Origin of the sequence: Mesorhizobium sp. B2-5-13 (genome assembly GCF_006440535.1) — a bacterium.
GTDB classification, from domain to species: domain Bacteria; phylum Pseudomonadota; class Alphaproteobacteria; order Rhizobiales; family Rhizobiaceae; genus Mesorhizobium; species Mesorhizobium salmacidum.
Genome location: NZ_VFUI01000011.1, coordinates 30,729 through 56,796 on the forward strand (window position 1 = coordinate 30,729; position 26,068 = coordinate 56,796).

Annotated in this window: 20 protein-coding genes; 11 read left to right on the top strand and 9 right to left on the bottom strand. The window is 64.5% G+C overall.

The features are described from left to right. From FJ434_RS18850 to FJ434_RS18860, 3 genes are all read right to left on the bottom strand, one after another. Nucleotides 1-930 (bottom strand): sugar ABC transporter permease, encoded by a 930-nt coding sequence (locus FJ434_RS18850; protein ID WP_140506933.1) that lies wholly within the window; start codon nucleotides 928-930, stop codon nucleotides 1-3. Nucleotides 931-1,160: 230 nt separating this feature from the next. Beyond that, nucleotides 1,161-2,420, bottom strand: coding sequence for an ABC transporter substrate-binding protein (locus FJ434_RS18855; RefSeq protein WP_140750009.1), 1,260 nt, complete (start codon nucleotides 2,418-2,420; stop codon nucleotides 1,161-1,163). A 47-nt stretch (nucleotides 2,421-2,467) separates the two neighbouring features. Next, the gene (locus tag FJ434_RS18860; RefSeq protein WP_140715563.1) at nucleotides 2,468-3,382 is read right to left on the bottom strand and encodes an N-acetylmuramic acid 6-phosphate etherase; all 915 of its coding nucleotides are present in this window, start codon (nucleotides 3,380-3,382) and stop codon (nucleotides 2,468-2,470) included. A gap of 199 nt (nucleotides 3,383-3,581) precedes the next feature. Between FJ434_RS18860 and FJ434_RS18865 the strand changes: the two genes are divergently transcribed. Genes FJ434_RS18865 through FJ434_RS18885 form a run of 5 tightly spaced genes read left to right on the top strand, consistent with a single transcriptional unit; the run spans nucleotide 3,582 to nucleotide 8,562 of the window. Beyond that, on the top strand, nucleotides 3,582-4,460 hold the full coding sequence (locus tag FJ434_RS18865) for an N-acetylglucosamine kinase (protein ID WP_140750006.1): 879 nt from the start codon (nucleotides 3,582-3,584) through the stop codon (nucleotides 4,458-4,460). Further along, nucleotides 4,457-5,239: a GntR family transcriptional regulator gene (locus FJ434_RS18870; RefSeq protein ID WP_027142499.1), complete on the top strand. Its 783-nt coding sequence runs from the start codon at nucleotides 4,457-4,459 to the stop codon at nucleotides 5,237-5,239. The genes FJ434_RS18865 and FJ434_RS18870 overlap by 4 nt, the downstream gene beginning before the upstream one ends. Further along, on the top strand, nucleotides 5,236-6,270 hold the full coding sequence (locus FJ434_RS18875) for an SIS domain-containing protein (RefSeq protein WP_140715569.1): 1,035 nt from the start codon (nucleotides 5,236-5,238) through the stop codon (nucleotides 6,268-6,270). The genes FJ434_RS18870 and FJ434_RS18875 overlap by 4 nt, the downstream gene beginning before the upstream one ends. Next, nucleotides 6,267-7,439 carry an N-acetylglucosamine-6-phosphate deacetylase gene (nagA, locus tag FJ434_RS18880; protein WP_140715571.1) on the top strand — a complete coding sequence of 391 codons (1,173 nt, stop codon included), beginning with the start codon at nucleotides 6,267-6,269 and terminating at the stop codon, nucleotides 7,437-7,439. Before FJ434_RS18875 ends, nagA begins: the two co-directional genes overlap by 4 nt. Nucleotides 7,440-7,449: 10 nt before the next feature. Continuing rightward, nucleotides 7,450-8,562 (top strand): NAD(P)/FAD-dependent oxidoreductase, encoded by a 1,113-nt coding sequence (locus FJ434_RS18885; RefSeq protein ID WP_140750003.1) that lies wholly within the window; start codon nucleotides 7,450-7,452, stop codon nucleotides 8,560-8,562. Nucleotides 8,563-8,599: 37 nt separating this feature from the next. On the opposite strand, the gene FJ434_RS18890 is transcribed toward FJ434_RS18885, so the two are convergent. The 5 genes from FJ434_RS18890 to FJ434_RS18910 form a co-directional block, all read right to left on the bottom strand. Then, nucleotides 8,600-10,126 (bottom strand): malonyl-CoA synthase, encoded by a 1,527-nt coding sequence (locus FJ434_RS18890; protein ID WP_140750000.1) that lies wholly within the window; start codon nucleotides 10,124-10,126, stop codon nucleotides 8,600-8,602. A 184-nt stretch (nucleotides 10,127-10,310) separates the two neighbouring features. Continuing rightward, nucleotides 10,311-11,057, bottom strand: a complete 747-nt coding sequence (locus FJ434_RS18895) for a GntR family transcriptional regulator (protein ID WP_140749997.1) — start codon at nucleotides 11,055-11,057, stop codon at nucleotides 10,311-10,313. A 306-nt stretch (nucleotides 11,058-11,363) separates the two neighbouring features. Further along, nucleotides 11,364-12,041, bottom strand: a complete 678-nt coding sequence (rpe, locus tag FJ434_RS18900) for a ribulose-phosphate 3-epimerase (RefSeq protein WP_140749994.1) — start codon at nucleotides 12,039-12,041, stop codon at nucleotides 11,364-11,366. Nucleotides 12,042-12,264: 223 nt separating this feature from the next. Then, entirely contained in the window at nucleotides 12,265-16,125 is a 3,861-nt protein-coding gene (locus FJ434_RS18905) for a hypothetical protein (RefSeq protein ID WP_140749991.1), read from the bottom strand. Nucleotides 16,126-16,135: 10 nt separating this feature from the next. After that, nucleotides 16,136-18,103, bottom strand: coding sequence for a hypothetical protein (locus tag FJ434_RS18910; RefSeq protein WP_140749988.1), 1,968 nt, complete (start codon nucleotides 18,101-18,103; stop codon nucleotides 16,136-16,138). A 489-nt stretch (nucleotides 18,104-18,592) separates the two neighbouring features. Here FJ434_RS18910 and dnaK point away from each other — a divergent pair, with 489 nt between their 5' ends. From dnaK to FJ434_RS18940, 6 genes are all read left to right on the top strand, one after another. Then, complete coding sequence (gene dnaK / locus FJ434_RS18915) at nucleotides 18,593-20,509, top strand: molecular chaperone DnaK (RefSeq protein ID WP_140506953.1); 1,917 nt, start codon at nucleotides 18,593-18,595, stop codon at nucleotides 20,507-20,509. 221 nt (nucleotides 20,510-20,730) lie between these two features. Beyond that, entirely contained in the window at nucleotides 20,731-21,858 is a 1,128-nt protein-coding gene (dnaJ, locus tag FJ434_RS18920; RefSeq protein ID WP_140749985.1) for a molecular chaperone DnaJ, read from the top strand. A gap of 105 nt (nucleotides 21,859-21,963) precedes the next feature. Then, on the top strand, nucleotides 21,964-22,572 hold the full coding sequence (gene pmtA / locus FJ434_RS18925) for a phospholipid N-methyltransferase PmtA (RefSeq protein ID WP_027142509.1): 609 nt from the start codon (nucleotides 21,964-21,966) through the stop codon (nucleotides 22,570-22,572). Between the two features lie 683 nt (nucleotides 22,573-23,255). Beyond that, nucleotides 23,256-23,852, top strand: coding sequence for an NADPH-dependent FMN reductase (locus FJ434_RS18930; protein ID WP_140749982.1), 597 nt, complete (start codon nucleotides 23,256-23,258; stop codon nucleotides 23,850-23,852). Nucleotides 23,853-23,863: 11 nt separating this feature from the next. Beyond that, a complete protein-coding gene (pyrF, locus tag FJ434_RS18935) occupies nucleotides 23,864-24,577 on the top strand; it encodes an orotidine-5'-phosphate decarboxylase (protein WP_181165994.1) in 714 nt (237 codons plus the stop codon). Nucleotides 24,578-24,595: 18 nt separating this feature from the next. Continuing rightward, nucleotides 24,596-24,883: a DUF1330 domain-containing protein gene (locus FJ434_RS18940; RefSeq protein ID WP_140749979.1), complete on the top strand. Its 288-nt coding sequence runs from the start codon at nucleotides 24,596-24,598 to the stop codon at nucleotides 24,881-24,883. On the opposite strand, the gene FJ434_RS18945 is transcribed toward FJ434_RS18940, so the two are convergent. Further along, nucleotides 24,880-25,938 (bottom strand): D-alanine:D-lactate ligase-like protein, encoded by a 1,059-nt coding sequence (locus FJ434_RS18945; protein WP_140749976.1) that lies wholly within the window; start codon nucleotides 25,936-25,938, stop codon nucleotides 24,880-24,882. The two genes, FJ434_RS18940 and FJ434_RS18945, sit on opposite strands and share 4 nt — an antisense overlap. Nucleotides 25,939-26,068 lie beyond the last annotated feature (130 nt).

Below are 26,068 nucleotides of genomic sequence, written 5' to 3' on the forward strand. Positions count from 1 at the left end.
TCAGAACTGGTAGCGACGCAGGCGCGTCTGGATGAGGAAGAGGTAGACGCAGACACCGCCGAGGATGATCAGGAACATGATCGTGGCGATGGTCGCGCCCATGTTGGGGTCGCCGACCTGCAACTGGAAGCCGAAGAAGGCGCGGTAGAGGAAGGTGCCGAGGATATCGGTCGAATAGTTCGGCCCGGCGAGCGCGCCTTGCGCGGTGTAGATCAGGTCGAAGGCGTTGAAATTGCCGACGAAGGTGAGGATCGAGATGATGCCAATCGAGGGCAGGATCAGCGGCAACTTGATCTTCCAGAACTGCGACAGGCCGGTGATGCCATCACATTCGGCGGCCTCGATCACCTCTTCGGGGATCGACAGCAGCGCTGCATAGATCAGCATCATCGGGATGCCGATGAACTGCCACACGGAGATCAGGCTGAGCGCGGTCAGCGCGTACTGCTCCTTGCCGAGCCACGGCGTGAACAGGCTCTTCAGGCCGACGAAGTCGAGCAGATGCGGCGCCACGCCCCACAGCGGCGACAGGATCAGCTTCCAGGCGAAGCCGACGATGACGAAGGACAGGATGGTCGGCACGAAGATCGCGGTTCGATAGAAGGCCGAGAACCGGAGCTTCGGGCTGGACAGGAGCGCGGCCAAAAGCACGCCGACCGGGTTTTGCACCAGCATGTGGATGATGAAGAACCAGACGTTGTTGCGCAGCGCGTTCCAGAAATTCACCGACCAGTTCGGGTCGCCGAACAAAGTGCGGAAATTGTCCAGGCCGACGAAGATCTGGGACTGGTCGACGTTGCGGAACAGCGAAAGCTGCAGCGTGCCGGCCAGCGGCAGGATCATGATTGCCGTATAGACCAGCACCGCCGGCGCCAGGAAGACGGCGATATGCCAGCGGAACGGTCTTTTCGGTCGTGTTTGTGCGGCCATGAGTTCGGTCCCCGCCGTCTCTCGGTTCCAGGCGATGTGATGCTAGGTGATGCCTCGATGCATGACCCAACCTTGCCCGGCGCGGCAAGACAAGGCCTGCGACTGATCAGCTAGCCTTCCCCAACAAGAGCAAGGGTAAGGCCGTGAGGCAGAGCCGACAATCGCAATATGGAACAGGATAATCCGGAACCGGCCGGGCACGCGCCCAGCCGGCTCCGTTGCCTGAGCTCTTACTTGGCCGGCTTATACCAGCTGTCGAGGCCGGTCTGCAGCTTCTTGGCCGCGGCTTCGGGCGTATCGGTGCCGTTGATGACGTTGGCCGATTCAACCCAGGTCTCGTTTTCGAGGTTCGGCGTGCCGCGCGACAGGATCTGGTAGGTCGAGCGGATCGTCGACTTGCACTTGCCGCGCCAGGAGACGAATTCCTGTGCCAGCGGGTCCTGCATCTTCACCGGTGCTGAGTTCAGACTGAAGAAGCCCGGCAGCGCGTTGGCGTAGATGGTGGCGAAGTCAGGCGAGGCCACCCAGGACAGGAAGGTCTTGGCCGCGTCCGCATGCTTGGAAGCCGCATTCAAGCCCATGCCGATATCGGTATGGTCGGAGATGTAGCAGGTGTCGCCGGCCTTCTCGACCGGCGGCGGGAAGGCGCCCATCTTGAACTGGGCCTGCGTGTTGAACAGGCCGATTTCCCACGAGCCGGCCGGGTAGATGGCGGCGCGGCCGAGCGTGAACAGGTTCTGGCTGTCCGGATAGGTCTGGGCTTCGAAGCCGTCGCCGAGATAAGGCTTCCACTTGGCCAGTTCCTCAAAGGGAGCGACCCAATCCTTGTCGGTCAGCTTCTGATCGCCCTTGATCAGCGCCTTGCGGCCGTCCTCGCCCTTCCAGTAGTTGGGGCCGATGTTCTGGTAGCCCATGGTCGCGGCTTCCCAGAGGTCCTTGGTGCCCATCGCCATCGGGATGTAGGTGCCGTCGGCCTTGATCTTGTCGAGCGCGGCGAAGAACTCGTCGCGGGTCTGCGGCACCTTGATGCCGAGCTTGTCGAACGCGTCCTTGTTGTAGATGAAGCCGTGGATGACCGACGCCATCGGCACGCAGAAGCTCGCCTTGCCGTCATCGGTCTGCCAGGCGGACTTGGCGACGGGCGAGAAGTTTTCCATGCCGGGCAGCGCGGAGAGATCGGCAAGGTTGCCCTTCTTGAACAGTTCGAGCGATTTGTCGAACGGGCGGCAGGTAATCAGGTCGCCCGCCGAACCGGCGGCGAGCTTGGCGCCAAGCGCGGCGTCATATTCGGTCGGAGCCGAGGGGGCGAACACCACCTTGATGCCGGGGTTCTTGGCTTCGAAGGCCGGGATCAGCTTGTCCTTCCAGATGGCAAGGTCGTCGCCGCGCCAGCTTTCGATGTTGAGCGTTACGTCCTCGGCATGAGCCAATCCGGCCGAGCCGAGAATGCTTGTGCCCAGAAGCAGTGCCGTCAGTAGTTTCGTTGTCATGCTCATTCTCCCTGTTGACCTTTTTCAGGTTCGGTTTTGATGAGAACCTAGGCTTTGGAGCCCTTGTTCCCCTCGATCGCGGAAAGGGCTGGCCGCAGCTTATGGCCCGTCCGTTCCAGTATCTTCTGCGCCGCGTCGGCGCTGTCGGCGCCGGCGGCGAGCAGAATGGCGGTCTTGACCGCGCCGCCGCTCTTTTCGAGCAGGCTGGCGGCCTCTTCGTGGCCGCGGCCGCTGACGGCGGCAACGATGCGCGCCGCCCGGTCGCGCAGCTTCATGTTGTCGGCCATGAGGTTGACCATGTAGCCGTCATGGACATGGCCAAGATGAATGGCGGTGAGCGTCGACAACATGTTGAGAGCGATCTTCTGCGCCGTGCCGGCGCCCATGCGGGTGGAGCCGGCGATGACTTCCGGCGGTGTTTCGAGCAGGATGGCGGTGTCGGCCTGCCGGAGCAGAGCCGAGTCCCTGTTGTTGGCGATGCCGATGGTGGCGGCACCCCGGCGCCGCGCATCCTCGATAGCGCGCACCGCATAAGGCGTCGTGCCGCTGGCGGAAAGAGCGATCAGGCAATCGCCCGCGCCGATGCCGGCATTGGCGACCGCGGTCGACGCCTCCTCGGTATCATCCTCGGGCCCGCCGGCCAGTGTCCTGAAGGCTTCGTCGCCGCCGGCGATCAGAATGGCGATGCGGTCGCGCTGGATGCCGAACGTGCCGGGCAGTTCCAGCGCGTCGGCCAGCGCCATCAGGCCGGAGCTGCCGGCCGCGGCATAGGCAAGCTTGCCGCCGCTGCTCAGGCAGCCGGCAATGATCTCGGCTGCCCTGGCGATGGAGGGAATGGCGTTGCGGACGGCCTTCGCGGCCTCGACCTGGGCATCGGCCAGCGAGCCGAGGATCGCTTCGGGAGCCTGGATATCCAGCCCCTCGGCATTCCCATGCAGCGCTTCGGTGCGCGTTTCGGCCATCCCAGTTCCTCCAATCCACAAAACAATACCAAAAAAATACCACTTGTCCACACGCATTAACGAATTCGTGGACAGGAAATCGCTGAGCCGACGAATTTCCCAGTTTTCTCAATCAAATGCGGCTTAATCTTTTTGAAGCGGAAATTAACCCTTGGCTATTGGTATTTTATTGGTATTATCCGCCCGGAGGAGAAATCGCGTGAAATTCGTGCTCGGCATCGATGGCGGCGGCACCAGCTGCAGGGCCGCACTGGCTACAGCGGAGGGCGTTGTCGTCGGCCGCGCCAAAAGCGGCGCCGCCAATATCCGCACCGACCTCACCGGCGCCCGTTCGAACATCGTCGATGCGGCGCGGCAGGCTTTTATCGCCGCCGGGCAAGATCCCGAGCTCATCCCGCAAACACCGGCCATTCTCGGCCTTGCCGGCGCCAATGTCGGCACCTACCGGCAGCAGCTCGAGGCGATCCTGCCGTTCAGCACCAGCCGCGTCGAGACCGATGCGGAAATCGCGCTCGAAGGCGCGGTCGGTTCGGGTGACGGCGCGATGGCGATCCTTGGCACCGGCACAGCCTATATGGCGCGCAAGGATGGCAGATCTCGTGCCATCGGCGGCTGGGGATTCCAGGTCGGCGACCAGGGCAGCGGCGCCCGCATCGGCCGCGACCTCCTGGAACAGACATTGCTCGCGCATGATGGCGTGCGCCAGGCCTCGCCGCTGACCGACAGCATGATGGCCGTTTTCCGCAACAATCCCGAGGACGTGGTCGAATTCACCACCAACGCCAAACCAGGCGATTTCGGCGGCTTCGCGCCGAAAGTGTTCGAACACGCGCAAAAAGGCGACATCGTCGCCAACTGGATCCTCGACAAGGCGGTCGCCGATGTCGAGGCCTCGCTCGGCGCGCTCGAGCTCGCGGCCGGAGCGCCGCTCTGCCTGCTCGGCGGACTGGCACCGCTCTACGCGCCGCGCCTGTCGGCGCGCTACCGCGCCCTGCTGAAGGAACCGCTCGACGATGCGCTAGGCGGTGCGGTGCAGATGGCGGCGCGTCTGTTCGCCAGGACAGAGGCCGCACGATGAGCGATGCCGCCGACCAGATCTTCGCCGCGCTCAAACAATCCTCGCAAAGCGGTGCGCCGCTTTATCTGCAGCTGCGCAAAAGCATCGAGGACGCCGTCAATCGCGGGCTGATCGGCCCGGGCGACGCGCTGCCTTCCGAGCGCGACATCGCCACCAAGGCCGACATTTCGCGCGTCACCGTGCGCAAGGCGGTGCAGGACCTGGTCAAGGGCGGCATATTGGTGCAGCGGCACGGCTCCGGCACCTTCGTGGCGCCGCGCATGGAACGCGTCGAGCAGTCGCTGTCGCGGCTGACCTCCTTCACCGAGGACATGGCGCGGCGCGGCATGGCGGTGCGCTCGGCCTGGCTCGACCGCGGCCTCTACGCGCCGTCGCCCGACGAGATGATGGTGCTCGGCCTGTCGTCGAACGAGCTGGTGGCACGCGTGGCGCGCCTGCGCATCGCCAACGACACGCCGCTGGCGATCGAACGCGCCTCGCTCTCGGCCAGCGTGCTGCCCGACCCGGCCGGCATTGGCTCCTCGCTCTACGCGGCACTGGAACTGACCGGCAACCGGCCGGTGCGCGCCGTGCAGCGCATCTCCGCCGCCAATCTCGGCGATGGCGATGCGCGCCTGCTCGAAGTGCCGCCAGGCATTGCCGGCCTGCACATCGAGCGTATTTCTTATCTGGCGAGCGGCAAGGTGATCGAGTTCACCCGCTCCATCTACCGGGGCGACGCCTATGATTTCGTCGCCGAGCTGCGGCTGACAGGGCCAAGCGAAGAGGGCCGACCATGATTGCCAACACCACTCATATGCAGCGCGAGATCGAGGAGATCCCGCAGGCGGTGGCTCGCCTGCTCGACGGCTCGGGAGCGGTGCTGGCCGAAGCCGGGCGCGGCATCAGGGAACGCGACCCGCATTTCGTCGTCACCGTGGCACGTGGCTCGTCCGACCATGCCGCCACCTTCATGAAATATGCCGTCGAGCTGACCGCGGGCCTTGCCGTCGCCTCGGTCGGGCCCTCCATCGCCTCGATCTACGGCCGCAAGCTCCGGCTTGACGGCTCGGCTTGCCTGGCGATCTCGCAATCGGGCAAGAGTCCCGACATCGTCGCCATGGCCGAAACCGCCCGGGCCGGCGGCGCGCTGACCATCGCGGTAACCAACACCGCTGATTCGCCGCTCGCACGGGCCTCGGATTTCGCCATCGACATCCTGGCCGGCCCCGAGCGCAGCGTCGCGGCAACCAAGACCTTCATCAACTCCGCCGTTGCCGGGCTCGCCCTGATGGCGCATTCGACCGGCGACGAAGCGCTTCTCGCGGCACTTGCCCGCCTGCCCGAGCATTTCGGCAAGGCGATCGCTTGCGACTGGATGAGCGTTCTGGCCGAAACGATCGAGAAGCAGAAATCGCTGTTCATCCTTGGCCGAGGGCCGTCGGCGGCAATGGCCAACGAAGCGGCGCTGAAGTTCAAGGAGACCTGCGGCATACATGCCGAGGCCTACAGCGCGGCCGAAGTCATGCACGGTCCGCTGGCGCTGATCGGCCCCGACTTTCCGGTGCTGGCGCTGGCCGCGCGCGACGCGTCCGAGCCATCCGTCGCCGAAGCCGCCGACAGCCTGGCGGCCAAGGGCGCGCCGGTGTTCGTCACCTCGGCACTCGCCAATCGTGCCACGCGCCTGCCGCATGTCGCCACCGGTCACCCGCTGACCGATCCGCTGACGCTGATCGTCTCCTTCTACATGTTCGTCGAGGCCTTTGCCCGGCATCGCGGCCTCGATCCGGACGCACCACGGAACCTTCGCAAGGTGACGGAGACCGTATGAGCGATCGTTTTGCCCTGACCGGCGCCCGCATTTTCGACGGCGACGACTGGCACGAAGGCGCAGCCCTTGTCGTGCGCAACGGCCTCGTCGAAGCCATGCTGCCGCAAGGCGCCCTTCCCGGGGATATCCGCGCCATCGACACCGGTGGCGGCATGCTGGTGCCGGGCTTTGTCGATATCCAGGTCAATGGCGGCGGCGGGGTGATGCTCAACGACCATCCCGACGTCGCCTCGATCGAAACCATCTGCCGCGCGCACGCGCCGTTCGGCACGACGGCGCTGCTGCCGACGCTGATCACCGACACGCCCGCAATCACCGCCGCCGCGATCGCCGCCGGCGAAGCGGCAGCGCTGCAGAAGGTGCCGGGTTTTCTCGGCCTGCATCTGGAAGGTCCGCATCTGTCGATCGCCCGCAAGGGCGCTCACGATCCGGCGCTGATCCGGCCGATGACGGACGCCGACCAGGCCATGCTGATCGCGGCACGCCAGAAGCTGCCGGTGCTGCTCACCACGATCGCGCCGGAATCCGTCGACGCGGCCCGCGTCAGGGCGTTGGCCAAGGCCGGGATCATCGTCAGCCTCGGCCATTCGGACACGGGCCATGCCACGGCAAAAGCCTTCGCCGAGGCCGGCGCCAGCGTCGTTACCCACCTCTTCAACGCGATGAGCCAGATCGGCAATCGCGAGCCCGGACTGGCGGGCGCGGCCATCGACATCGGTACCTTGTCGGCCGGGCTGATCGCCGACGGCATCCATGTCCATCCGGCCACGATCAGGATCGCGCTCGATGCCAAGCAGGGACCGGGCAGGATCGTGCTGGTCACCGACGCGATGGCGACCATCGGCACCGATATGAGCTCGTTCACGCTCAACGGCCGCACCATCTACCGCAAGGACGGGAGCCTCAGGCTTGCCGACGGCACGCTGGCTGGCGCCGACCTCGACATGATCTCTGCAATCCGGTTCATGCACCGCACCGTTGGGCTCGAGCTGTCCGAAGCCCTGCGCATGGCCTCGCTCTATCCGGCGCAGGCGATCGACCAGTCGCACCGGCTTGGCCGCTTCGCCAAGGGCACGGCGGCGGACATCGTTGCGCTGTCGGACGATCTTGGCATAGGAAGCGTCTGGATCGGCGGCGACAAGGTGTTCGAGGCTGTCGCTCCCCGCTGAGAGCGAGGCCATGCGGACAATCGATTGTGTCGTCGCCGGAGCAGGCGTCGTCGGGCTGGCCATTGCCAGGGCGCTTGCCTTGCCGGGCCGCGAGGTGGTGGTGATCGAAAAGGCCGACGCGATCGGTACGGTCACCAGTTCACGCAATTCGGAAGTCATCCATGCCGGGCTGCATTATGCGCCTGGCAGCCTGAAGGCCCGGCTGTGCGTCGAAGGCCGCCGGCTCCTCTACGCCTACTGCGCCGAACACGATATCGGCCATCGCCGCGCCGGCAAGCTGATCGTCGCCAGCGAGCCCGGCCAGGCGGACAGGTTGCGGGCGATCGAGGCCAATGCGAAGCGCTGCGGGGTCGACGATCTCCAGCTTTTGACGCGCGGCGAGGCCGAGCGCCTGGAACCGGCGCTGACCTGTGCCTCCGCGCTGCTGTCGCCATCGACCGGCATCATAGACAGCCATACGCTGATGTTGTCGCTGCGCGGCGACGCCGAAGCGGCCGGCGCGTCCTTTGCGTTCCTCACTTGCGTTGCCGGAGCGGCGATCGAAGCCGACGCGATCCGGATCGACACGCGCGATGCCAACGGCGAGACCTTCGCCTTGGAGGCCGGCGCTTTCGTCAACGCCACAGGCCTCGACGCGCAGGCGGTGGCCAGCCGGATCGACGGTTTCCCAAGGAGGCTCGTCCCCCGGCAGTGGCTGGCGCGCGGCAATTATTTCGCGCTTCCGGGGCGGTCGCCGTTTTCGCGCCTGATCTATCCGGTTCCGGTCGAAGGCGGCCTCGGCATCCACCTGACGCTCGACCTCGCCGGCAACGCGCGCTTTGGCCCCGACGTCGAATGGATCGACGGCGTGGATTACACGGTCGACCTCGGCCGAAGCGCCGTCTTCTACAAGGCGATCCGCCGCTATTGGCCCGACCTGGCCAATGACGCCCTGCAACCCGCCTATGCCGGAATCCGGCCGAAGCTTTCGGGCCCCGGACAGCCCGCCACGGACTTCGTGATTCAGGGACCGGCCGATCATGGCGCGGGCCGGATCGTCAATCTGTTCGGCATCGAGAGCCCCGGCCTGACGGCGAGCCTGGCGATCGCCGACCATGTCGTCGAACTCTTGTACCCGACCTGAACCGGCACGTCGCGCCGGGCCGGAGCGGGACATCTGCTTAGCCGATTTTGGTTGAGGCGTAGAGATCCTTGTAGCTGTCGCGAAGCAAGTTCTTCTGCACCTTGCCCATCGTGTTGCGCGGCAGTTCGTCGACGAAGATCACCCGTTTGGGGTGCTTGTACTTCGCCATACGGCCGGTGATGGCGTCGAGGATTTCAGCCGCGGTGATCCGCGACGCGGGCGAGCGCACGACGACAGCGGTGACGCCTTCGCCGAAGTCCGGATGGGCAAGGCCAATGACGGCGCTTTCCAGGACGCCGTCGAGCGCGTCGATCTCGCTTTCGAGTTCCTTCGGATAGACGTTGTAACCGCCTGAGATAATCAGGTCCTTGCCGCGACCGACGATGTGGACATAGCCGTCGGCATCGATCATGCCGAGATCACCGGTGATGAAGAAGCCGTCGGCGCGGAATTCCGCCTTGGTCTTTTCCGGCATGCGCCAGTAGCCGCCGAACACGTTGGGACCCTTGACCTCGATCATGCCGACCTCGCCGTGGCCAACAGGCTTGCCGGAATCGGGATCGGCAATGCGCAGCGATACGCCAGGCAAGGGGAAGCCGACCGTGCCGGCGCGCCGCTCGCCCTCATAGGGGTTGGAAGTGTTCATGTTGGTCTCGGTCATGCCATAGCGCTCGAGGATGGCGTGGCCGGTACGTTCGCTCCAGGCCTTGTGCGTCTCGGCCAGCAGCGGCGCGGAACCGGATACGAACAGGCGGATGTTTTTCGCCGCCTCGCGATCCAGCCCCTCCTGTTGCAGCAGCCTGGTGTAGAAGGTCGGTACGCCCATCAGCGCGGTGGCGCGCGGCAGCAGCGAGACGATGCGGCCAGCGTCGAATTTCTGCTCGAACAGCATCGAGGCGCCGGCCATCAAGACGACATTGGTGGCGACGAACAGGCCGTGCGTATGGAAGATCGGCAGCGCGTGGATCAGCACGTCGTCCCTGGTAAAGCGCCATTGCTCGACCAGCACCCGCGCGTTCGAGGCGAGGTTCTCGTGGCTGAGCATGGCGCCTTTCGAGCGGCCGGTCGTTCCCGACGTGTAGAGGATCGCCGCAAGGTCGTCGCCGCCGCGCTCGACATCGTGGAAATCGGAGGACTGGCGCGATGCCTGGTCCGCAAGGGATCCCCGGCCATTGCGGTCGAGCGTGACCACCACGGCACCGGACGGGTCGACCATCCCACGGATATCCGCCGACCGTGCCGGATCGCAGACGATGACCCGGGGTGCCGCATCGTGGAAGAAATAGCCGAGCTCGGCCAGCGTGTAGGCGGTGTTGAGCGGCAGGAAGACAGCACCGGCGCGCACACAGGCGAGATAGAGCAAAACCATCTCCGGGCTCTTCTCCACCTGCACGGCGACCCGGTCGTCGGGCGCGACGTCCATTTGCAGGAGCGCATGCGCGAACTGCGCCGACCGCGCCAGCATGTCGCCATAGGTGAGCGAGCGTCCATCATCGGTTTCCATCAACAGATGCCCAGGCGCTGGCATCCGGGACCGGAACGCATCGAACAGATGATTGCTCATGAAATCTTCCTGGGTGACGGCAATTGGGGGGTGACGGTAATTGGGGGTGACGGCAATGTCGACGCCGGCTGTGGGTCGGCACGCGGGGAAGCGTTCGCGTTTCCCGGCCCGGCCGTCAAGCCGCAGACGGCTGCCGGCGCCTGGCGAAGAGATCCGTCAGCAGAGCGCGCCGATCAAACAGCCGTCAACGGTGGGCGCGCTGGCTCGGACCGGCGGCGACCTGTGGTGCCTCGCCTTGCTTGAAGCGTTCCATGCACATGGCGGCGGTCAGCTGGTAGTGATCGATCAGGGCCTGGACGGCGCCATCCGCGTTTCCGTCCAGCGCATTTTCAGCAATCAGCCGGTGTTCGGCGAAATCGTCGCGCTGGATCCTCTCGCCGTCATTGGCCATCTGGCGATAGCGGTAGGCGTGATCGGACAGCTGGTCGCAGAAGCCCACCAGCCAGTGCGACCGGCAGGCCGAGATCAGCACCCGATGGAAAGTGCGATGCAATTTCTCCCAGTCCGGATTGAGCGACGAGGTACTTTGCGGCGAAAGCCGTGAGGCGCGCCCCAGGCGATGCAGCGCCAGCACCAATTGTTCTTCCCATTCGGCGGTGCGGTGGGCGATCGATTCGCGCATCGCCCGCTCCTCGAGCCAGCAGCGGGTGCGCGTCAGCTCCTCGAGTTCGGCCGCACTGACCGGCATGATGAAGAAGCCGCGCTGGTCATGGCGGCCGAGGAGACCTTCGGAGGCAAGGCGATTGAGAGCTTCGCGAACCGGAGAGGCACCGGCGCCATATTTGGAAACGACCCACTCGACGCGCAGCTTGCTTTCGGCTTCCAGAGCGCCGCCGAGAAGATCATCACGCAATTGATGATAGACCGTGCTGGCAAGCGTACTCTTGGCGCCCGTGCCGTCGTCGTTCAGATTGGCAGCTCCATATGTCAAAGCGACTCCTTGTCCCCAACTGTCGTGTTGGGCAATTCGAGTCAGAAATTCCCCTCTGTACATGTACCATACAGCGCCACGCTTCCGCCGCTCAAGCAGAAGATCGCGTTATTGTACTTTAGAACAAAGAAATATACCCAATCGGCGCGCCGATCGCGGGAATTCGAATATCTCTACAACCAGCAGAACCTTAAAGCGTTTTGTATGCACGCATGGCCATCTGTTTCTTGTGTCCCCATGCGAGCATCTTTTCTGCCGCGCGCAAAGACAGTCGCGGTTTGGTCGGTTCAGGCCGATCGGGCTGCGTTAGCCGGCGGCTTTTTCGGCCGCGGTCCTGATCGCCTCGATGTTGGCGCGGTACGCTTCGACGCTGCCGCCCCTGAAGATGGCGGCACCGGCCACCAGCACGTCGGCGCCGGCAGATGTGACCAGCGGCGCGGTTTCCGGCGAGACGCCGCCGTCGATCTCGATGCGGATCGGCCGGTCGCCGATCAATGCCTTGACCCTTTTCACCTTGTCGACCATCGCCGGGATGAAGGCCTGCCCGCCGAAGCCCGGATTGACGGTCATGATCAGGATCAGGTCGAGCCGGTCGAGCACATATTCGACGGCGCTTTCCGGCGTCGCCGGATTGAGTGAGACACCGGCCTTCTTACCGAGATTCCTGATGGTCTGCAGCGAGCGGTCGAGATGCGGTCCGGCCTCGGCATGCACCGTCATGCCGTCGCAGCCGGCCTCGGCGAAGGCGGCGAGGTAGGGGTCGGCGGGCGCGATCATCAGGTGGCAGTCGAAAAAGGCCTGGGTGCGGTTGCGGATCGCCTTGATGACAGGCGGGCCGAAGGTGATGTTCGGCACGAAGTGCCCGTCCATCACGTCGAGATGGATCCAGTCGGCACCGGCCGCCGCCACCGCCTCGACCTCGTCACCGAGCTTCGAGAAATCCGATGCCAGCACCGACGGTGCGATCAAGGTTTTTTTGCTCATCTCGCAGCCTTTCCGGGCGCCCTTTCCATACGGACGCCCCGAACCGACTGCCTAAAGCGCTCCCGGCGACTTGTCGAGGGCGCAAGTACAGCGGTTCCACAGGGAGGGTAACGTCGCGGCGCTCGCCGATCCTGTTGCCGTCAATCACCGCCTGACCTGGTCACAAAGAAAAACCCGCCGGATTGCTCCGGCGGGTGGTTCTCGTTTGGCGTCGCGCGGATGGTTACTGCTGCTGGAGTTTCAGGACCCTGTTTGGAACCGGATCCTGTTGCTGGTCGATCTGCTGCCTGCGCCGCGGCAGCAATTGCAGCAGCTGACCCGGATCGATTTCCAGCGACGGCTGCCCGCGTATCGGCCTGCAGTTCGGGTACCGCCCGATCGTACCCTCCGGGCAGTGTCGTCTGAAGATCGGCTGGCACTGGCCGTTGACCATCTGCGAGCCCGGCGCGCATTCGCTCTCTTGCCTGGGCTTGCGGCATGCGCCGTCGATCACCTCGGTCCCACGCGGACAGACGCATTCGCCGCGCTTGTTGTGGACCTGGCCGCGTATGTCGCACTGCTGCATGTCAGGCTGCTTGCGCCGGCAGGCATTGCCTTGCACCTCCGTACCCCTCGGGCAGACGCAATTGCCATCGGAGTCATGGACCTGGCCACGAATGGTGCACTGATCAGGCTGCGGCCGGATCGGACGGCAGGCGCCGTCGCGCACCTCGGTGCCTTGCGGGCAGACGCAGTCCCCGTTCGCGTTGTGGACCTGGCCACGGATGCTGCACTGCTCGGGCTTCGGCCGAGTTGGGCGGCAGGCGCCGTTGCGCACCTCGGTGTCTTGCGGGCAGACACAGTCGCCGTCGGCATTGCGGAACTGGCCAGGGATGCGGCACTGCTGTGGTTTTGGCCGGATCTGACGGCAGGCGCCGTCCCGCACCTCGGTGCCGCGCGGGCAGACACAGTCGCCGTCGGCGTCGTGGACCTGACCACGGATGGTGCACTGCTCGGGCTTGTCGGTCCTGACGCATTTTCCGTTCTCCAGCTCCGTGCCGCGCGGGCAGACGCAATGTCCGTCCTCGGTGCGGATCTGGCCTTCGAGCAGCACGCAGCGCGGCGGCGGTGGCAACGGCAGAACATTGGTGCCGCCGCCCGTGCACTGGCCGTTGCGGAAGGTGGTGCCTTCCGGGCAGGCGCAGCGGCCGGCGTCGTTCATGACAAAGCCCGGCGAGCACTCATTCTTCACCTCATGCGTGATGATGAACGGATGGCACGCATAGGCCTTGCCGCGATCGCCCTCGACGTTGGTTGCATCCTTGGACAGGACGTCGGCGCCGCCCTGTACCCGTGTGTCGGGAGAGAGCACGCCAACGCAGTTCTGGCCATTGACGTTGCCCTGCAGATTGGCAAGACGCCCGTCGTCGGGGATGACCACTGTCACACGGTGCGACTGGCTTTCGCCGGCGCCGAGGGTCAGGTTGGCGATGCAGGAGGCCGGCAAGGTCGTCGGTTCCGGCGAGCAGCCGAAGGGCGGGTCGATCGAGGTGATCGCAACGCCTTCCAGTCGGCCAAGCCCCTCCACCCCGATCGCATCACCGATGCGGACCGGACCCGAGAAGGGGCTCGTCCCGTCATTTGTGACGGTGATGTCGAACGAACAGGGCCGGCCGAGCCTGCATTCGCGGTCGCCGGTCTTCTCGACACGGATGGTCGAGGAGCCGCCGCCCTTGGCGCAGGCCTGGCCGATCGGATAGACGACGTCGTCGCCCTGCGCCGGGCCATAGGAGCCCCGTGCGCAGTTCTCGAACTCGCCATTGGCCGAAACCGTCACATCGAAGTGCCTGGAGGTTCCGGGCGTCATGACGGCGCCGGGAATCTGGCACGACAGAGTGTTGGCCGGGACCGGTCCGCACGCCCATTCCGCACCGTCAGGGGTGACGGTCTGGATCTGCACGGGCGCTCCGCCCGACACCAGAGTGGCGGCATCGTTGACCCGCACCGGACCGGTGGGGGCAGCCGTGCCGACGCTGCTGACGGTGATGCGGCAGGAAACCAGCGCCGCACCAGCCAGCGAGCCGTTGCACACCTTGGTGATGCGCAATGTCGGCTGGCCGCCATTGGGGTGGCGGATGCGTTCCTTGGCGCAGGCCCTGTTGTTGGTGAGATCGACCTCACCGGGGATGGCCTTCACCTCGGCGCAGTTCTCGACCATGTCCGACCGATAGCTGGCCGGCACCACCGCCTTGACGAAGATCGGCGTCGAAGCGCCCGCAGGCAGCGAGATGCCGGCATGGTCGCAGCGGAACTGGCCGGGGCCGTTCGGGCCGCAGGTCCAGGGCGGGCTCGGTCCGAAGGTCGAGGACGTCGGCGCGCCGCTTGGGTAATTGTCGATCACCGTCAGCGGTCCGTTATAGGTCGATGTGCCGTTGTTGATGATGTCGATGATGAAGGTGCAGACGCCATCGGCGGTGCAGACTTCGGTGCGGGCACGCTTCTTGAGGATCAGGTCCACCTTCTTCTCGACCGGCGGCTGGCAATCCGGGTTGCGGTCGCCGCGGCGGCAGATCGGGATCGACGCGCAGCCCCGGTCATTGGCCTGGCTGCCGAAAAGCGGCTTGCCGCTGGCGCCGTAATTATAGGTGGCGCAGTTGCGCAGCACGCTGCCTTGCCAGCCTCCGGCCGGCCTGAAGCCGAGCTTGAGGTCGACAAAGGCCCCCGGATTGAGCGTGGTCACCGGGTAGGTGCACGTCATGGGGGTGGTTCCCGGCGCGCAGACCCAGGGCGGATTGGGCCCTGAACTCAGCGTCGAGCCGGCCGGCAGCGTCACCTCGTCGAGCACGATCTTGCCATTGTAGGGCCCCGTGCCGACATTGGTGACCCGGATGGTGAAGTCGCAGCCGCCGGCCATGGTACAGCGTGTGACGTCGGCATGCTTTTCAACCTTGAGGTCCGGTTCCTTGTCCCTAGGTGGGCACCTCTGGTCACGCGGGATGACGATGTCGATGGTTTGCGTGCAGCACAGGCCCCAGCCCTCCTTCGGTCCGGCATAGGTCTCGATGCCGGTGACGATGAGGTGGATGACGTCGCCGGGTGACGCGCCGACGATCTTCCAGTTGAGCACCCCGCCGCCCGCCGGCACCTTCTGGGTGTCGGGGATGATGGTGATGCCTGATGAGGTCGTCGACACCTGCGCCCACTTGCCGCCCATCTCCGGGCCGACAGGCATGTGATAGATGAAGGCACCACCGCCGGGCACGCAGTCGACCGTGCCGCGCTCGACCTTGAAGCACTCATGGTCGGTTGGGGGCGGAGGTTGCTTGTCGCATTTGGTGAGGTCGATCCGGATCGAGGTCTTTTCGCCGGTCGCGATGTTGCCATCGTCCGGCTTGCCCGGATCCTGCGAGGGGATGATGGTTCCCGTGCCGATGCCGCCGGTGACCTTGATCAGGCCCTGATTGTCGACATTGGCCGGCCCTGGAAACGCGGCGTGGTCGATCTTGGCCGTGATGCGGAAGGTGATGACGCGTTCGTTCAGTGCCCCCGAGCCATCCAGATCGCTGGCGGACATCCGGAAATCGGAAACCGTTGCCGTATCGTTGGGTCCGGCCGAATTGCTGATGGCGGCGGCAGGCAAAGGCCCACCCGACGCATCGGTGCCGTCGCCGGAGACCGTCACGTTGACGATGGAAAGACCGTGCGGAAGCTGGTCCTTGAACTCGAGCTGGGCTTTCTTCAGCGCCGCCTCGAGGCCCGGATCGGCAAAGCCCTGCGGATTGCCGCGCAGGCCGAAGGTCAAGGTGTAGAAGACATAGTCGCAGCTGCGCTGGCCGCCGGTCTTGGTGAAGAACGGCACGACACGTCCGGGCTCCGGATTGATGATGCGCGGATTGTCGAGCTGCAACGGCTGCACATCTGGGCTGGTGACAGCCTGGACGGTCTGGGAGGCGGATGCCGGCAGTGCGGGCGCAAGGGCGACCGCGATACCGGCCGCCATCAACCAGCGCGCACCGCGCCTGGCATATGACAGGGGGTTCATGATCGTCTCCATGACGGCTTTTTGCGTTTGGGTCGCGAGCGGGGATGGGGCAAGACTGTTCATCTTCGCCTCCTCAACGTTCGCAGCTGACGGCTGGGGTCCGGAGCGGCAAGGTCATCTTGCAGCAAGGGTAGTAGCCACCCTTGTCCTTGTCGGACTTCCTGTAGAAGCAAAGTCCAACATCCACTCTGTCGCCCGGATAGTGGCCGGTGATGTCGATCGTGTACGGCTTGCCCGGCGCATGCGACATGGGTGAGGTCACCCCGACGCCTGGCGTCCTGGACTGGGCCTTGATCGAATCGCCGCCGAAGCCGGCATGGTCATGGAGATAGAGATCGGCCTCGAGGCCATGCGGCGTGCAGAAATACCGCACGTCCTCGACATCGAGACACGGAGGCAGATTGCCGGGCGGTGGGAAGTCCGGCGGGTAGAAGGGGGGCTCATAGCCGCCCGGTATTTCCTCATAATAGCCGGCACGGCCCTCGCAGGGGCGCCAGACGGCGACGTCGCCGACATGGCCTTCCACTTCAGGATCCTCGAAATAGCCGTCGAAATCGACGAACCAGGAGCCGAAGGGCGGCACGTTGGCCGGTTTGACGACGTCCTTGGGCGTGATCTGCACGCCATGGACGGCAAGCGGCCCGCCGGCAGCGAGCTTTTCGGCGAGCTCGGGGTTGTCGCGCAATTTGTCGCCGGTGTTGACCAAGGTCTGGGTGCAGACCGAGGTGTCGAGATTGCCGTCGGCGTCGTAGCCGTATTGCAGGTCGAGGCCGCCGGCCGACTGCCTGTTGCCTTGCGGGAAGCCGACCGCATATTCCTGCGGCGCTTCCACCCAGATCGATTCCGTCGAGGGATCGTCGGGGTTTTCCCTGAAGTAGCGGATGACCTCGCCCTTGCCGGAATCGGCGAAGCGGCTGTAGTCGTAGCGGTTTTCGGTCGGGCCGCGTTGCGCAAGGTACATGAAGCCGCTGTTGTCGAAGGCGATGTCGGTGACGGCGTAGTCCTTGTCGGCCTTGACCGTCAGTTCCCAACGCGGATCGCCGGCGAAGGTGCCGTCGCGGGCAATGCCCACCGACCAGATTTCAGACTTTTCGCCGACCGAATAGTAGAGCCGGCCGCCATGATAGGAGACGGCCCAGACGCGGCGCTCGTCCTGGGTGTAGCCCCAGGTCTCGGCGTCTTCGGTGTCGAAGGCGGCGCCCTGTATGTCCATCACCGCGCCATCGTCGGCGACGGGAGCCAGCCCATGCGCCGGTCGCCCTGCGACGCCATGATCGAAGGTGTCGATCGGTCCGCCGTCGGCGTCGATGCGATGGATCAGGCCGGTGTCGAGGTCGGAGGCGAAGAACTGGCGATGGACGGGATCGAAGGTGAGGTTGCCGATGCCGGGACCGCTGTTGGTCTCGATGTCGGCGAATTTGGCGACCTGGCCGGTGATGCCGTCGATCTTCCAGATGGTACCTGGTCCGCCGCCGTTTTCGGTGCCGAACTGGCCCTCCATGAAAGTGGCGCCCGCCGTGCCGCGGCGCTGCCGCTCCGGCCTGCCGTCCTTGTCGGCGTCCGGGGTGACGATCTCGACGCCATGCAGCGAGGTGGCGGCGGCATAGAGGTTGGGAATGCCCGATGGCACACCGTCGCGCACGCCGTCATCATAGGCGAGGCCGAACACCTCGCCGATCTGGCCTGATGTCACCTCGAAAGGCGGCGGCGTGAAGACGAGCTGGCCGGAGGCCGGGCCGCCCAGGTGCGAAGCATCGAACACGCGCAAGCTGGCGCGCGAAGTGTCGATGAAGGTCTCGTCGACCGGATCGACGCCGGGCGGCAGGCCCTCGTCGAAATTCGGGATGATGGTGCCGGGAAAGCCGGTGACCGCCATCGAGCCGGGATAAATGATCTGGGTTTCCTGCGCCTGGGCGGCGCCTCCAAGCCACAGGCTGGCGGCAAGTGCCAGCACCAGCAAGCTGCTGCCTGCATGCGCAGCTCGTCGCAAGCCGCCGGCAAAATGGAGAGAAGACACAAACGTGCCGTGGACGCGAGACATGAAGCTACCCCCGTTAGCCACGGGAGAAACACCCGGCATCGCCGCGCAAATCAGGGCAAGGCGCGGTGGTCCGGCACGTTCTTCCCTGATCGAATTGTCTGCTTTCCTCATAGTCACGATACGCCTGCTCCTGCGCAGGGTCAACGGAATCAGCGGAAAGCCCAGCGCATCGACCCCGTCCCGAAGGCGGTGGTCGCGCCGAGCTCCTGTTGGTCCCGGAGACCATGGAGTCTCTGGGTTGCTGGTCATGGGGGCTTCCTTTCCGGGGCCGCACCGTGCGGCACCTGGACATCAGTCGCGGGCGGAGGTGGAAAGGTTCATGGAAGCCTTGCGCAGAATGCTTGCGCGCGATGCCGCCTGTTCTTATATACGCGCCAAGCCGTGCGGCGCCGGAGGACCGGTGGCCGGACGGGATTTCTTGTGAACAGGGGCTTTCGTCGGAACGCCTTACCGGGTCCTGAGAGCCTGCTTAGCGGAGAGACTAGAAAAATGGCAAAAGTAATCGGTATCGATCTCGGCACCACCAACTCCTGTATCGCCATCATGGATGGCAAGGAGCCGAAGGTAATCGAGAATGCGGAAGGCGCGCGCACGACGCCTTCCATCGTCGCCATCTCGGGCGATGGCGAACGTCTAGTCGGCCAGCCGGCCAAGCGCCAGGCGGTCACCAATCCTGAAAACACCATCTTCGCGGTCAAGCGCCTGATCGGCCGCCGCTATGACGATCCGGTGACGGAGAAGGACAAGAAGCTCGTCCCCTACAAGATCGTCAAGGGCGACAATGGCGATGCCTGGGTCGAGGCCGGCGGCAAGAAGCAGTCGCCCTCGCAGATCTCGGCCATGATCCTGCAGAAGATGAAGGAAACGGCGGAGGCCTATCTCGGCGAGAAGGTCGAGAAGGCGGTCATCACCGTTCCGGCCTATTTCAACGACGCCCAGCGCCAGGCGACCAAGGACGCCGGCAAGATCGCTGGCCTCGAAGTGCTGCGCATCATCAACGAGCCGACCGCGGCAGCACTTGCCTACGGCCTCGACAAGAAGGAAGGCAAGACCATTGCCGTCTATGACCTTGGCGGCGGCACGTTCGACATTTCGGTGCTCGAGATCGGCGACGGCGTGTTCGAGGTGAAGTCGACCAATGGCGACACCTTCCTCGGCGGCGAGGATTTCGACATGCGCCTGGTCGAGTATCTGGCGGCCGAGTTCAAGAAGGAACAGGGCATAGACCTGAAGAACGACAAGCTCGCCCTGCAGCGCCTCAAGGAGGCGGCCGAGAAGGCCAAGATCGAGCTGTCGTCGACGACGCAGACCGAAATCAACCTGCCCTTCATCACGGCCGACGCGACCGGACCGAAGCACCTGACGCTGAAGCTGACGCGCGCCAAGTTCGAAAGCCTGGTCGAGGATCTCGTCCAGCGCACCATCGAGCCGTGCAAGGCGGCGCTCAAGGACGCCGGCCTGAAGGCCGCTGAGATCGACGAAGTGGTCCTGGTCGGCGGCATGACCCGCATGCCCAAGATCCAGGAGATCGTGAAGCAGTTCTTCGGCAAGGAGCCGCACAAGGGCGTCAACCCGGATGAGGTCGTCGCACTCGGCGCCGCCATCCAGGCCGGCGTGCTGCAGGGCGACGTCAAGGACGTGCTGCTGCTCGACGTGACGCCGCTGTCGCTCGGCATCGAGACGCTGGGCGGCGTGTTCACGCGACTGATCGAACGCAACACGACGATCCCGACCAAGAAGAGCCAGGTGTTCTCGACGGCCGAGGATTCGCAGTCGGCCGTGACCATCCGCGTCTTCCAGGGCGAGCGTGAAATGGCCGCCGACAACAAGGCGCTCGGCCAGTTCGATCTGGTCGGCATTCCGCCGGCGCCGCGTGGCGTGCCGCAGATCGAAGTCACCTTCGACATCGACGCCAACGGCATTGTCAACGTCTCGGCCAAGGACAAGGGCACCGGCAAGGAGCACCAGATCCGCATCCAGGCGTCGGGTGGTCTTTCGGACGCCGACATCGAGAAGATGGTCAAGGACGCCGAGGCCAACGCCGACACCGACAAGAAGCGTCGCGCCGTGGTGGAGGCCCGCAACCAGGCCGAAGCCCTGGTGCATTCGTCGGAGAAGTCGCTGAAGGAATATGGCGACAAGGTCTCCGAGGCCGAGCGCACCGCTATATCCGATGCGATCGCGGCGCTGAAGACCGCTGCCGAGGGCGACGATCCGGCCGACATCGAGGCCAAGAGCCAGGTGCTTGCCGAAGCCTCCATGAAGCTTGGCCAGGCCATGTACGAGGCCTCGCAGAAGGAAGCGGCGGAAGCCGATGCCAAGGCGGATGCCGCCAAGGACTCCGATGTGGTCGACGCCGATTTCGAGGAAATCGACGAGGACGACGACAAGAAGAAGTCGGCCTGAACGGTCTGACGGCAAGATAATGCGAAAAGCCCGGCGCAAGGCCGGGCTTTTTTGCAACCCTCGCTGAAAAAAATGCGAGCGCTGCCGAAAAAATCACTGAAAACCACGGACAAGTTCGCGCCGGCCCTAGCATACGGGCAGCACCGCTCCTAAATCGAACAACGTGCCGGCAAACGACGCACACCATGCATCAAGACGTTGATCCGGAACTGCGGGAAAAAATGAAAGCTGATTTCTACGAAACGCTGGGCGTGCAAAAGGGCGCCGACGACAAGGAGCTCAAGAGCGCTTTTCGCAAGCTCGCCATGCAGTTCCATCCCGACCGTAATCCCGGCGATCATTCCTGCGAGCACAAATTCAAGGAAATCAATGAAGCCTACGAGACGCTGAAGGACCCGCAGAAGCGCGCCGCCTATGACCGTTTCGGCCACGCCGCCTTCGAGCAGAGCGGCATGAATGGCGCGCAGGGCTTTGGTGCGGGCGGCTTTGCCGATATCTTCGAGGATATTTTCGGCGACATGATGGGTGGCCGCCAGCGCCGCTCTTCCGGTGGCCGCGAGCGCGGCGCCGACCTGCGCTACAACATGGAGATCTCGCTGGAGGAAGCCTTCGCGGGCAAGACCGCGCAGATTCGCGTGCCGGCTTCGATATCCTGCACGGAATGCTCGGGCAGCGGCGCGAAGCCCGGCACCCAGCCGGTCACCTGCTCGATGTGCAACGGCCACGGCAAGGTGCGCGCCACGCAAGGGTTTTTCTCGATCGAGCGGACCTGCCCGCAATGCCAGGGGCGCGGCCAGACGATCAAGGATCCGTGCCCGAAATGCGCCGGCCAAGGCCGCGTCACCGAGGAACGCTCGCTGTCGGTCAACATCCCGGCCGGCATCGAGGACGGCACCCGCATCCGCCTTGCCAATGAGGGCGAGGCCGGGCTGCGCGGCGGGCCGTCGGGCGACCTCTATATCTTCCTGGCCGTCAAGCCGCACGAATTCTTCCAGCGCGACGGCGCCGATCTCTATTGCAAGGTGCCGATCTCGATGACGACGGCGGCCCTTGGCGGGTCGTTCGAGGTGACGACGCTCGACGGCACACAGACCAAGGTGAAGGTGACCGAAGGCACGCAGAACGGACGCCAGTTCCGCCTCAAGGGCAAAGGCATGCCGGTGTTGCGCCAGCCCAATGTCGGCGACCTCTACATCCAGACCGCGGTCGAGACGCCGCAGAACCTGTCGCGCCGCCAGCGCGAATTGCTGGAGGAGTTCGAACAACTGTCCTCGCAGGACAATTCGCCCCAATCGAGCGGCTTTTTCGCCCGCATGAAGGACTTTTTCGAATCTTTCGGCGAGCGTTGAGACGCGACCAGAGCTATCTTATCCACGACACAGGCAGGGCAGCGCCTTGCCTTGCGTCATCCAGGTGTTAAGTAGCTTCCAAGGGGAGCGCTGAGGAGAGCTTGCATGGCACGTGGTCACGGACTGCGGAAGGCGTTTGCCGAGAAGTTCGACGACGAACTCAAATTCTTCAAGGGCTGGATCGACAAGCCGAAGACGGTCGGCTCCATTGTTCCGACCAGCTCGATCACCGCCCGCAAGATGGCTTCGATCGTCAACCCGAAGTCCGGACTGCCGGTGCTCGAGGTCGGTCCCGGTACCGGGGTCATCACCCGCGCCATCCTCGCCCAGGGCGTGCGGCCTGAAAACCTCTACGCGGTCGAATATTCCACCGATTTCGTGCGCCACCTGCGCCAGCTCTATCCCGGCGTCAACGTCATCGAGGGCGATGCCTTCAACCTCAACGCCACGCTTGGCGAGAGAAGCGGGATGATCTTCGATAGCGTCGTTTCCGGAGTGCCGCTGCTCAACTTCCCGGTCGCCCAGCGCATCGCCTACATCGAAAGCCTGCTCGACCGCATCCCGGCCGGACGGCCGATCGTGCAGCTGACCTATGGTCCGATGTCGCCGATCCCGGCCGGCCGCGGTGACTACACGGTCAAGCATTTCGACTTCATCTTCCGCAATATCCCGCCGACGCAGCTCTGGATCTATAGGCGCGGCAGCGGCGATTGACGCGGATTCTCGCCCGGTATCCCGCCTGCTTCGCCGGGAAAACGAATTTGGTGATTTATCGCCGTTCGGTATCATTTGATATTTAATTGCAGGTATAGAGAAACTGCTGATCGGTATAGCGTGGGCTCCGGATGCATAAGGAGCTACCCCTTGCGCCTCGTATGTTCCCTATTGTTGTTTTTTTCTGGATTTCTGGCAACGGCGCCATTGGCCGCCGAGCCCATCTCGCTTCGAGGACAGTGGCGACAAGTCGCCTCCAATGCCGGGGCTTGTGGCAATTGTCGTGTATCGATCGAGCAGCACGGTAATGCGCTTTTGGTGACAGCGAATAACGGATGGACGGCAACAGTTGTTCCAGATCAGGCTGGCGGTCGATTCGCGAAGGGAGAAGGGCGATGGGGTTCTGACTCTGGTGGTTCCTATAAAGGACAGCCTTTTCAGATTCTTGTTGCCTCGAAAGATGGCGGACGGATGTGGATGGCCATGTCCGTGAGATCGGCAAAAGGTAGGCAAGCAGTCATCCAAGCGGTCTTTGAACTAGAGAACCCCGCCGATACTGAACTTTGAAATCGCCGCGCCTCCAACGTCCATGATGCGCCTCCGTGTCTAGCGACAATATGAGCTCAGCTATTTGATTCAGTCCGTGCATCGCCTATAGCTGCCGCGACAGCATGGGAGACTCGATGCCGATCATCCCGAAAATCCTCGTCTTCGCCGGCTCGGTGCGCAGCGGCGCCTATAGCGGCAGGACCGCCGACGTGGCGCAGAAGGAACTTGCGGTGCAAGGCGCCGAGGTGACCCGCATTTCGCTCGCCGATTATCCCTTGCCGATCCTCGACGAGGACCTGGAAAGGGAAAATGGCATCCCTGAAAACGCCCAGAAGCTGGCGCGATTGATCGCCGTCCATGATGGGCTGCTGATCGCGACGCCTGAATATAACGGCTCCATCCCGCCGTTGCTCAAGAACACGATCGACTGGGTGAGCCGGGTGCGACGGGATGGCGGCCGGTCGGTCAGGCCGCTTGCCGGCAAGGTCGCCGGCCTCTGCTCGTCCTCCAAAGGCCATTTTGCCGGCATCCGCTGCATCAATCATCTGCGCGCCGTGCTGGTGCGCTGCCAGATGGAGGTGGTGACGCCGGAATGCTCGGTGCCGGAGGGCGGCGACGCCTTCGACGGGGACGGCCATTTCCGTGACGAAAGACTGCACAAATCGATGGAGCACCTATGCCGCACGCTGATCGAAACCTCACGCATGCTGTCGACCAGGGTCGAGGCGTGACTGCCGCTACCATGCAGGCTCACCCCATGCAGGCCAAATCCATGCAGGAAAGATTGATCGTCGGCCTCGACGTGCCGACCGTGACGGAGGCCGAGCAGGCGGTGCGCGAGCTCGACGGTGTCGTCTCCTTCTACAAGATCGGCTATCAGCTGGCCTTTGCCGGCGGGCTCGACTTCGCCAGGGAGCTGGCCAGCGGCGGAACGAAGATCTTCCTCGACATGAAGCTGCTCGACATCGACCACACGGTGGCCAAAGGCGTCGAGAACATCGTCAAGATGGGCATGACCATGCTGACCATACATGCTTATCCCAAGGCGATGCAGGCGGCGGTGGAGGCAGCGCGCGGCAGCGAGCTTTGCCTGCTTGCCGTCAGCGTCCTGACCTCGATGGATGAGCAGGACATGATCGATGCCGGCTATGAATATGACCCGCACACGCTGGTGCTGAGGCGCTCGGAACAGGCGCTGCATGCCGGCATGGGCGGCATCGTCTGCTCGGCCGCGGAGGCCGAAGCGGTGCGCCGCCTCGTCGGCCCCGACATGGCGGTGGTGACACCCGGCATACGCCCCGTGGGCAGCGATCATGGCGACCAGAAGCGCGTGATGACACCTGCGCAAGCCATTCGCAGCGGCTCCAGCCATCTGGTCGTCGGGCGCCCGATCGTCGCTGCGGCGGACAGACGCGCGGCGGCTGAAGCCATCCTCGACGAAATGCGCTCGGCATAAGGAATAGGGAGAAGAAGAATGCCCAAGGGATACTGGATCGCCCGCGTCGATGTGCGCGACGCGGAAGGCTACAAGGATTACGTCGCGGCGGCGAAGCCGGCTTTCGAGCGCTTCGGCGCGAAATTTCTGGCGCGTGGCGGCGAACACGAGAAAGCCGAGGGCCTAGGGCGCGCGCGCAATGTGCTCATCGAGTTCGAATCGCTCGCCGTCGCGCATGACTGCTACCATTCGCCGGAATATCAACGCGCAGTGGCGATCCGCCAGAAGGTGGCCGACGGCGAGATCGTGCTGGTGGAAGGGGTCTAGCGAAAGAGCCTGTTCGCCGCGGTTTCCGCCATCGCGTCGACGAGTTCCAGCCCCCATTGCTGGCGGCAATAAGCGCGGAAATCGAAACAGGGCAGGCCGGGGCAGACCTCGAACTCGATGAGATGAACCGTATCGTCGGCCTCGACGCGCGCGTCGACGGAAAACACGTCGCGCAGGCCGAGCCCGTCCATCAACCGTTTGGCAATCGTGCGGATTCTGGCATCGGCCACCGGCTGACTGTTTGCGACCGGAGCGAGTTCGGGTTCGGCATAATGCCCGGCGGCCTTCGCGGCTTCGCCGGTGTCGCCATAAAGCGCCAGGCTGTCGGCCATCGTCTGGAAATCCGCGCCTGACTCGACAAAGGCGATGCCAAGCGCCTCGGCACCGGTTTGCGGCGTCAGCCCGAGGAAGCTGGCGCGCACATTGCGGCCCGCGACATAGGGCTGGACGACGACATCATCGCGATAGGCCGCGAAAACACGCCGGCTAAGCTCCAGCGCGTGACCGAGATCGGTTACGCGCGAATCCGGCCAGATGCCGATCTTGGCGCCGAGCCTGTTGGGCTTGACGAACCAGCCGGCGGCGGAGGCCGGCGGCTCGACCAGCCATTCGCCATTGCGCGCAAAACCCGCCGACGGCACCGGCAGGCCGAGCGCGCCAAGCACGGCGCCGGAACGGAACTTGTCCTGGCAGAGAGCGATCAGCGCATCGTCCGCTCCGATCGTTCTCATTCCGTTGAGCCGCGCCAGCGCGGGTGCGGCGCCGCCACGGAAATAGGCGATGCCGTCGGTCAGCGTCCAGACCAGCGTCGTGGAAGGATCGGCTTTGGGAAGCGCCCTTGCGGCATGGTCCAGCTCCACCGCCGCGAAGATGAGGCCACGCCTGTCACAGGCGGCGGCCAGCGCATCGAATTCGGGGGCGAGGTCGGTCGATTGCGCCAGATAGGACGATATCTCGGCCGCGCGCTGCGGTGCGTGACCGTCGGCGACCAGGCGGTCGAAGCAGGCCTTCTCCGGCTCGTGAACGAGGATCAGCTTTGGCTTGTGACTCGACATGAGACGAACATTCCCGGCCGTGCGATCACCTAGCATCGCACGGTCGACGCAAACGGCTTTCGCGAAACCGACTCAAGCCGGACGCCTGCGTGACAGCACCACGATAGATTGCGCGGAGCCGATCGCCCGG

Bases quoted from the DNA above. Each gene is read 5' to 3' on its own strand.
- pyrF (WP_181165994.1), top strand. From the start codon at position 23,864: ATGCAGGCTCACCCCATGCAGGCCAAATCCATGCAGGAAAGATTGATC.
- FJ434_RS18940 (WP_140749979.1), top strand. From the start codon at position 24,596: ATGCCCAAGGGATACTGGATCGCCCGCGTCGATGTGCGCGACGCGGAA.
- pmtA (WP_027142509.1), top strand. From the start codon at position 21,964: ATGGCACGTGGTCACGGACTGCGGAAGGCGTTTGCCGAGAAGTTCGAC.
- FJ434_RS18860 (WP_140715563.1), bottom strand. From the start codon at position 3,382: ATGGCCGAAACGCGCACCGAAGCGCTGCATGGGAATGCCGAGGGGCTG.
- FJ434_RS18905 (WP_140749991.1), bottom strand. From the start codon at position 16,125: ATGAACAGTCTTGCCCCATCCCCGCTCGCGACCCAAACGCAAAAAGCC.
- FJ434_RS18875 (WP_140715569.1), top strand. From the start codon at position 5,236: ATGATTGCCAACACCACTCATATGCAGCGCGAGATCGAGGAGATCCCG.
- FJ434_RS18930 (WP_140749982.1), top strand. From the start codon at position 23,256: ATGCCGATCATCCCGAAAATCCTCGTCTTCGCCGGCTCGGTGCGCAGC.
- FJ434_RS18850 (WP_140506933.1), bottom strand. From the start codon at position 930: ATGGCCGCACAAACACGACCGAAAAGACCGTTCCGCTGGCATATCGCC.
- rpe (WP_140749994.1), bottom strand. From the start codon at position 12,041: ATGAGCAAAAAAACCTTGATCGCACCGTCGGTGCTGGCATCGGATTTC.
- nagA (WP_140715571.1), top strand. From the start codon at position 6,267: ATGAGCGATCGTTTTGCCCTGACCGGCGCCCGCATTTTCGACGGCGAC.
- FJ434_RS18870 (WP_027142499.1), top strand. From the start codon at position 4,457: ATGAGCGATGCCGCCGACCAGATCTTCGCCGCGCTCAAACAATCCTCG.
- FJ434_RS18890 (WP_140750000.1), bottom strand. From the start codon at position 10,126: ATGAGCAATCATCTGTTCGATGCGTTCCGGTCCCGGATGCCAGCGCCT.
- FJ434_RS18945 (WP_140749976.1), bottom strand. From the start codon at position 25,938: ATGTCGAGTCACAAGCCAAAGCTGATCCTCGTTCACGAGCCGGAGAAG.
- FJ434_RS18885 (WP_140750003.1), top strand. From the start codon at position 7,450: ATGCGGACAATCGATTGTGTCGTCGCCGGAGCAGGCGTCGTCGGGCTG.
- FJ434_RS18855 (WP_140750009.1), bottom strand. From the start codon at position 2,420: ATGACAACGAAACTACTGACGGCACTGCTTCTGGGCACAAGCATTCTC.
- FJ434_RS18910 (WP_140749988.1), bottom strand. From the start codon at position 18,103: ATGTCTCGCGTCCACGGCACGTTTGTGTCTTCTCTCCATTTTGCCGGC.
- dnaJ (WP_140749985.1), top strand. From the start codon at position 20,731: ATGAAAGCTGATTTCTACGAAACGCTGGGCGTGCAAAAGGGCGCCGAC.
- dnaK (WP_140506953.1), top strand. From the start codon at position 18,593: ATGGCAAAAGTAATCGGTATCGATCTCGGCACCACCAACTCCTGTATC.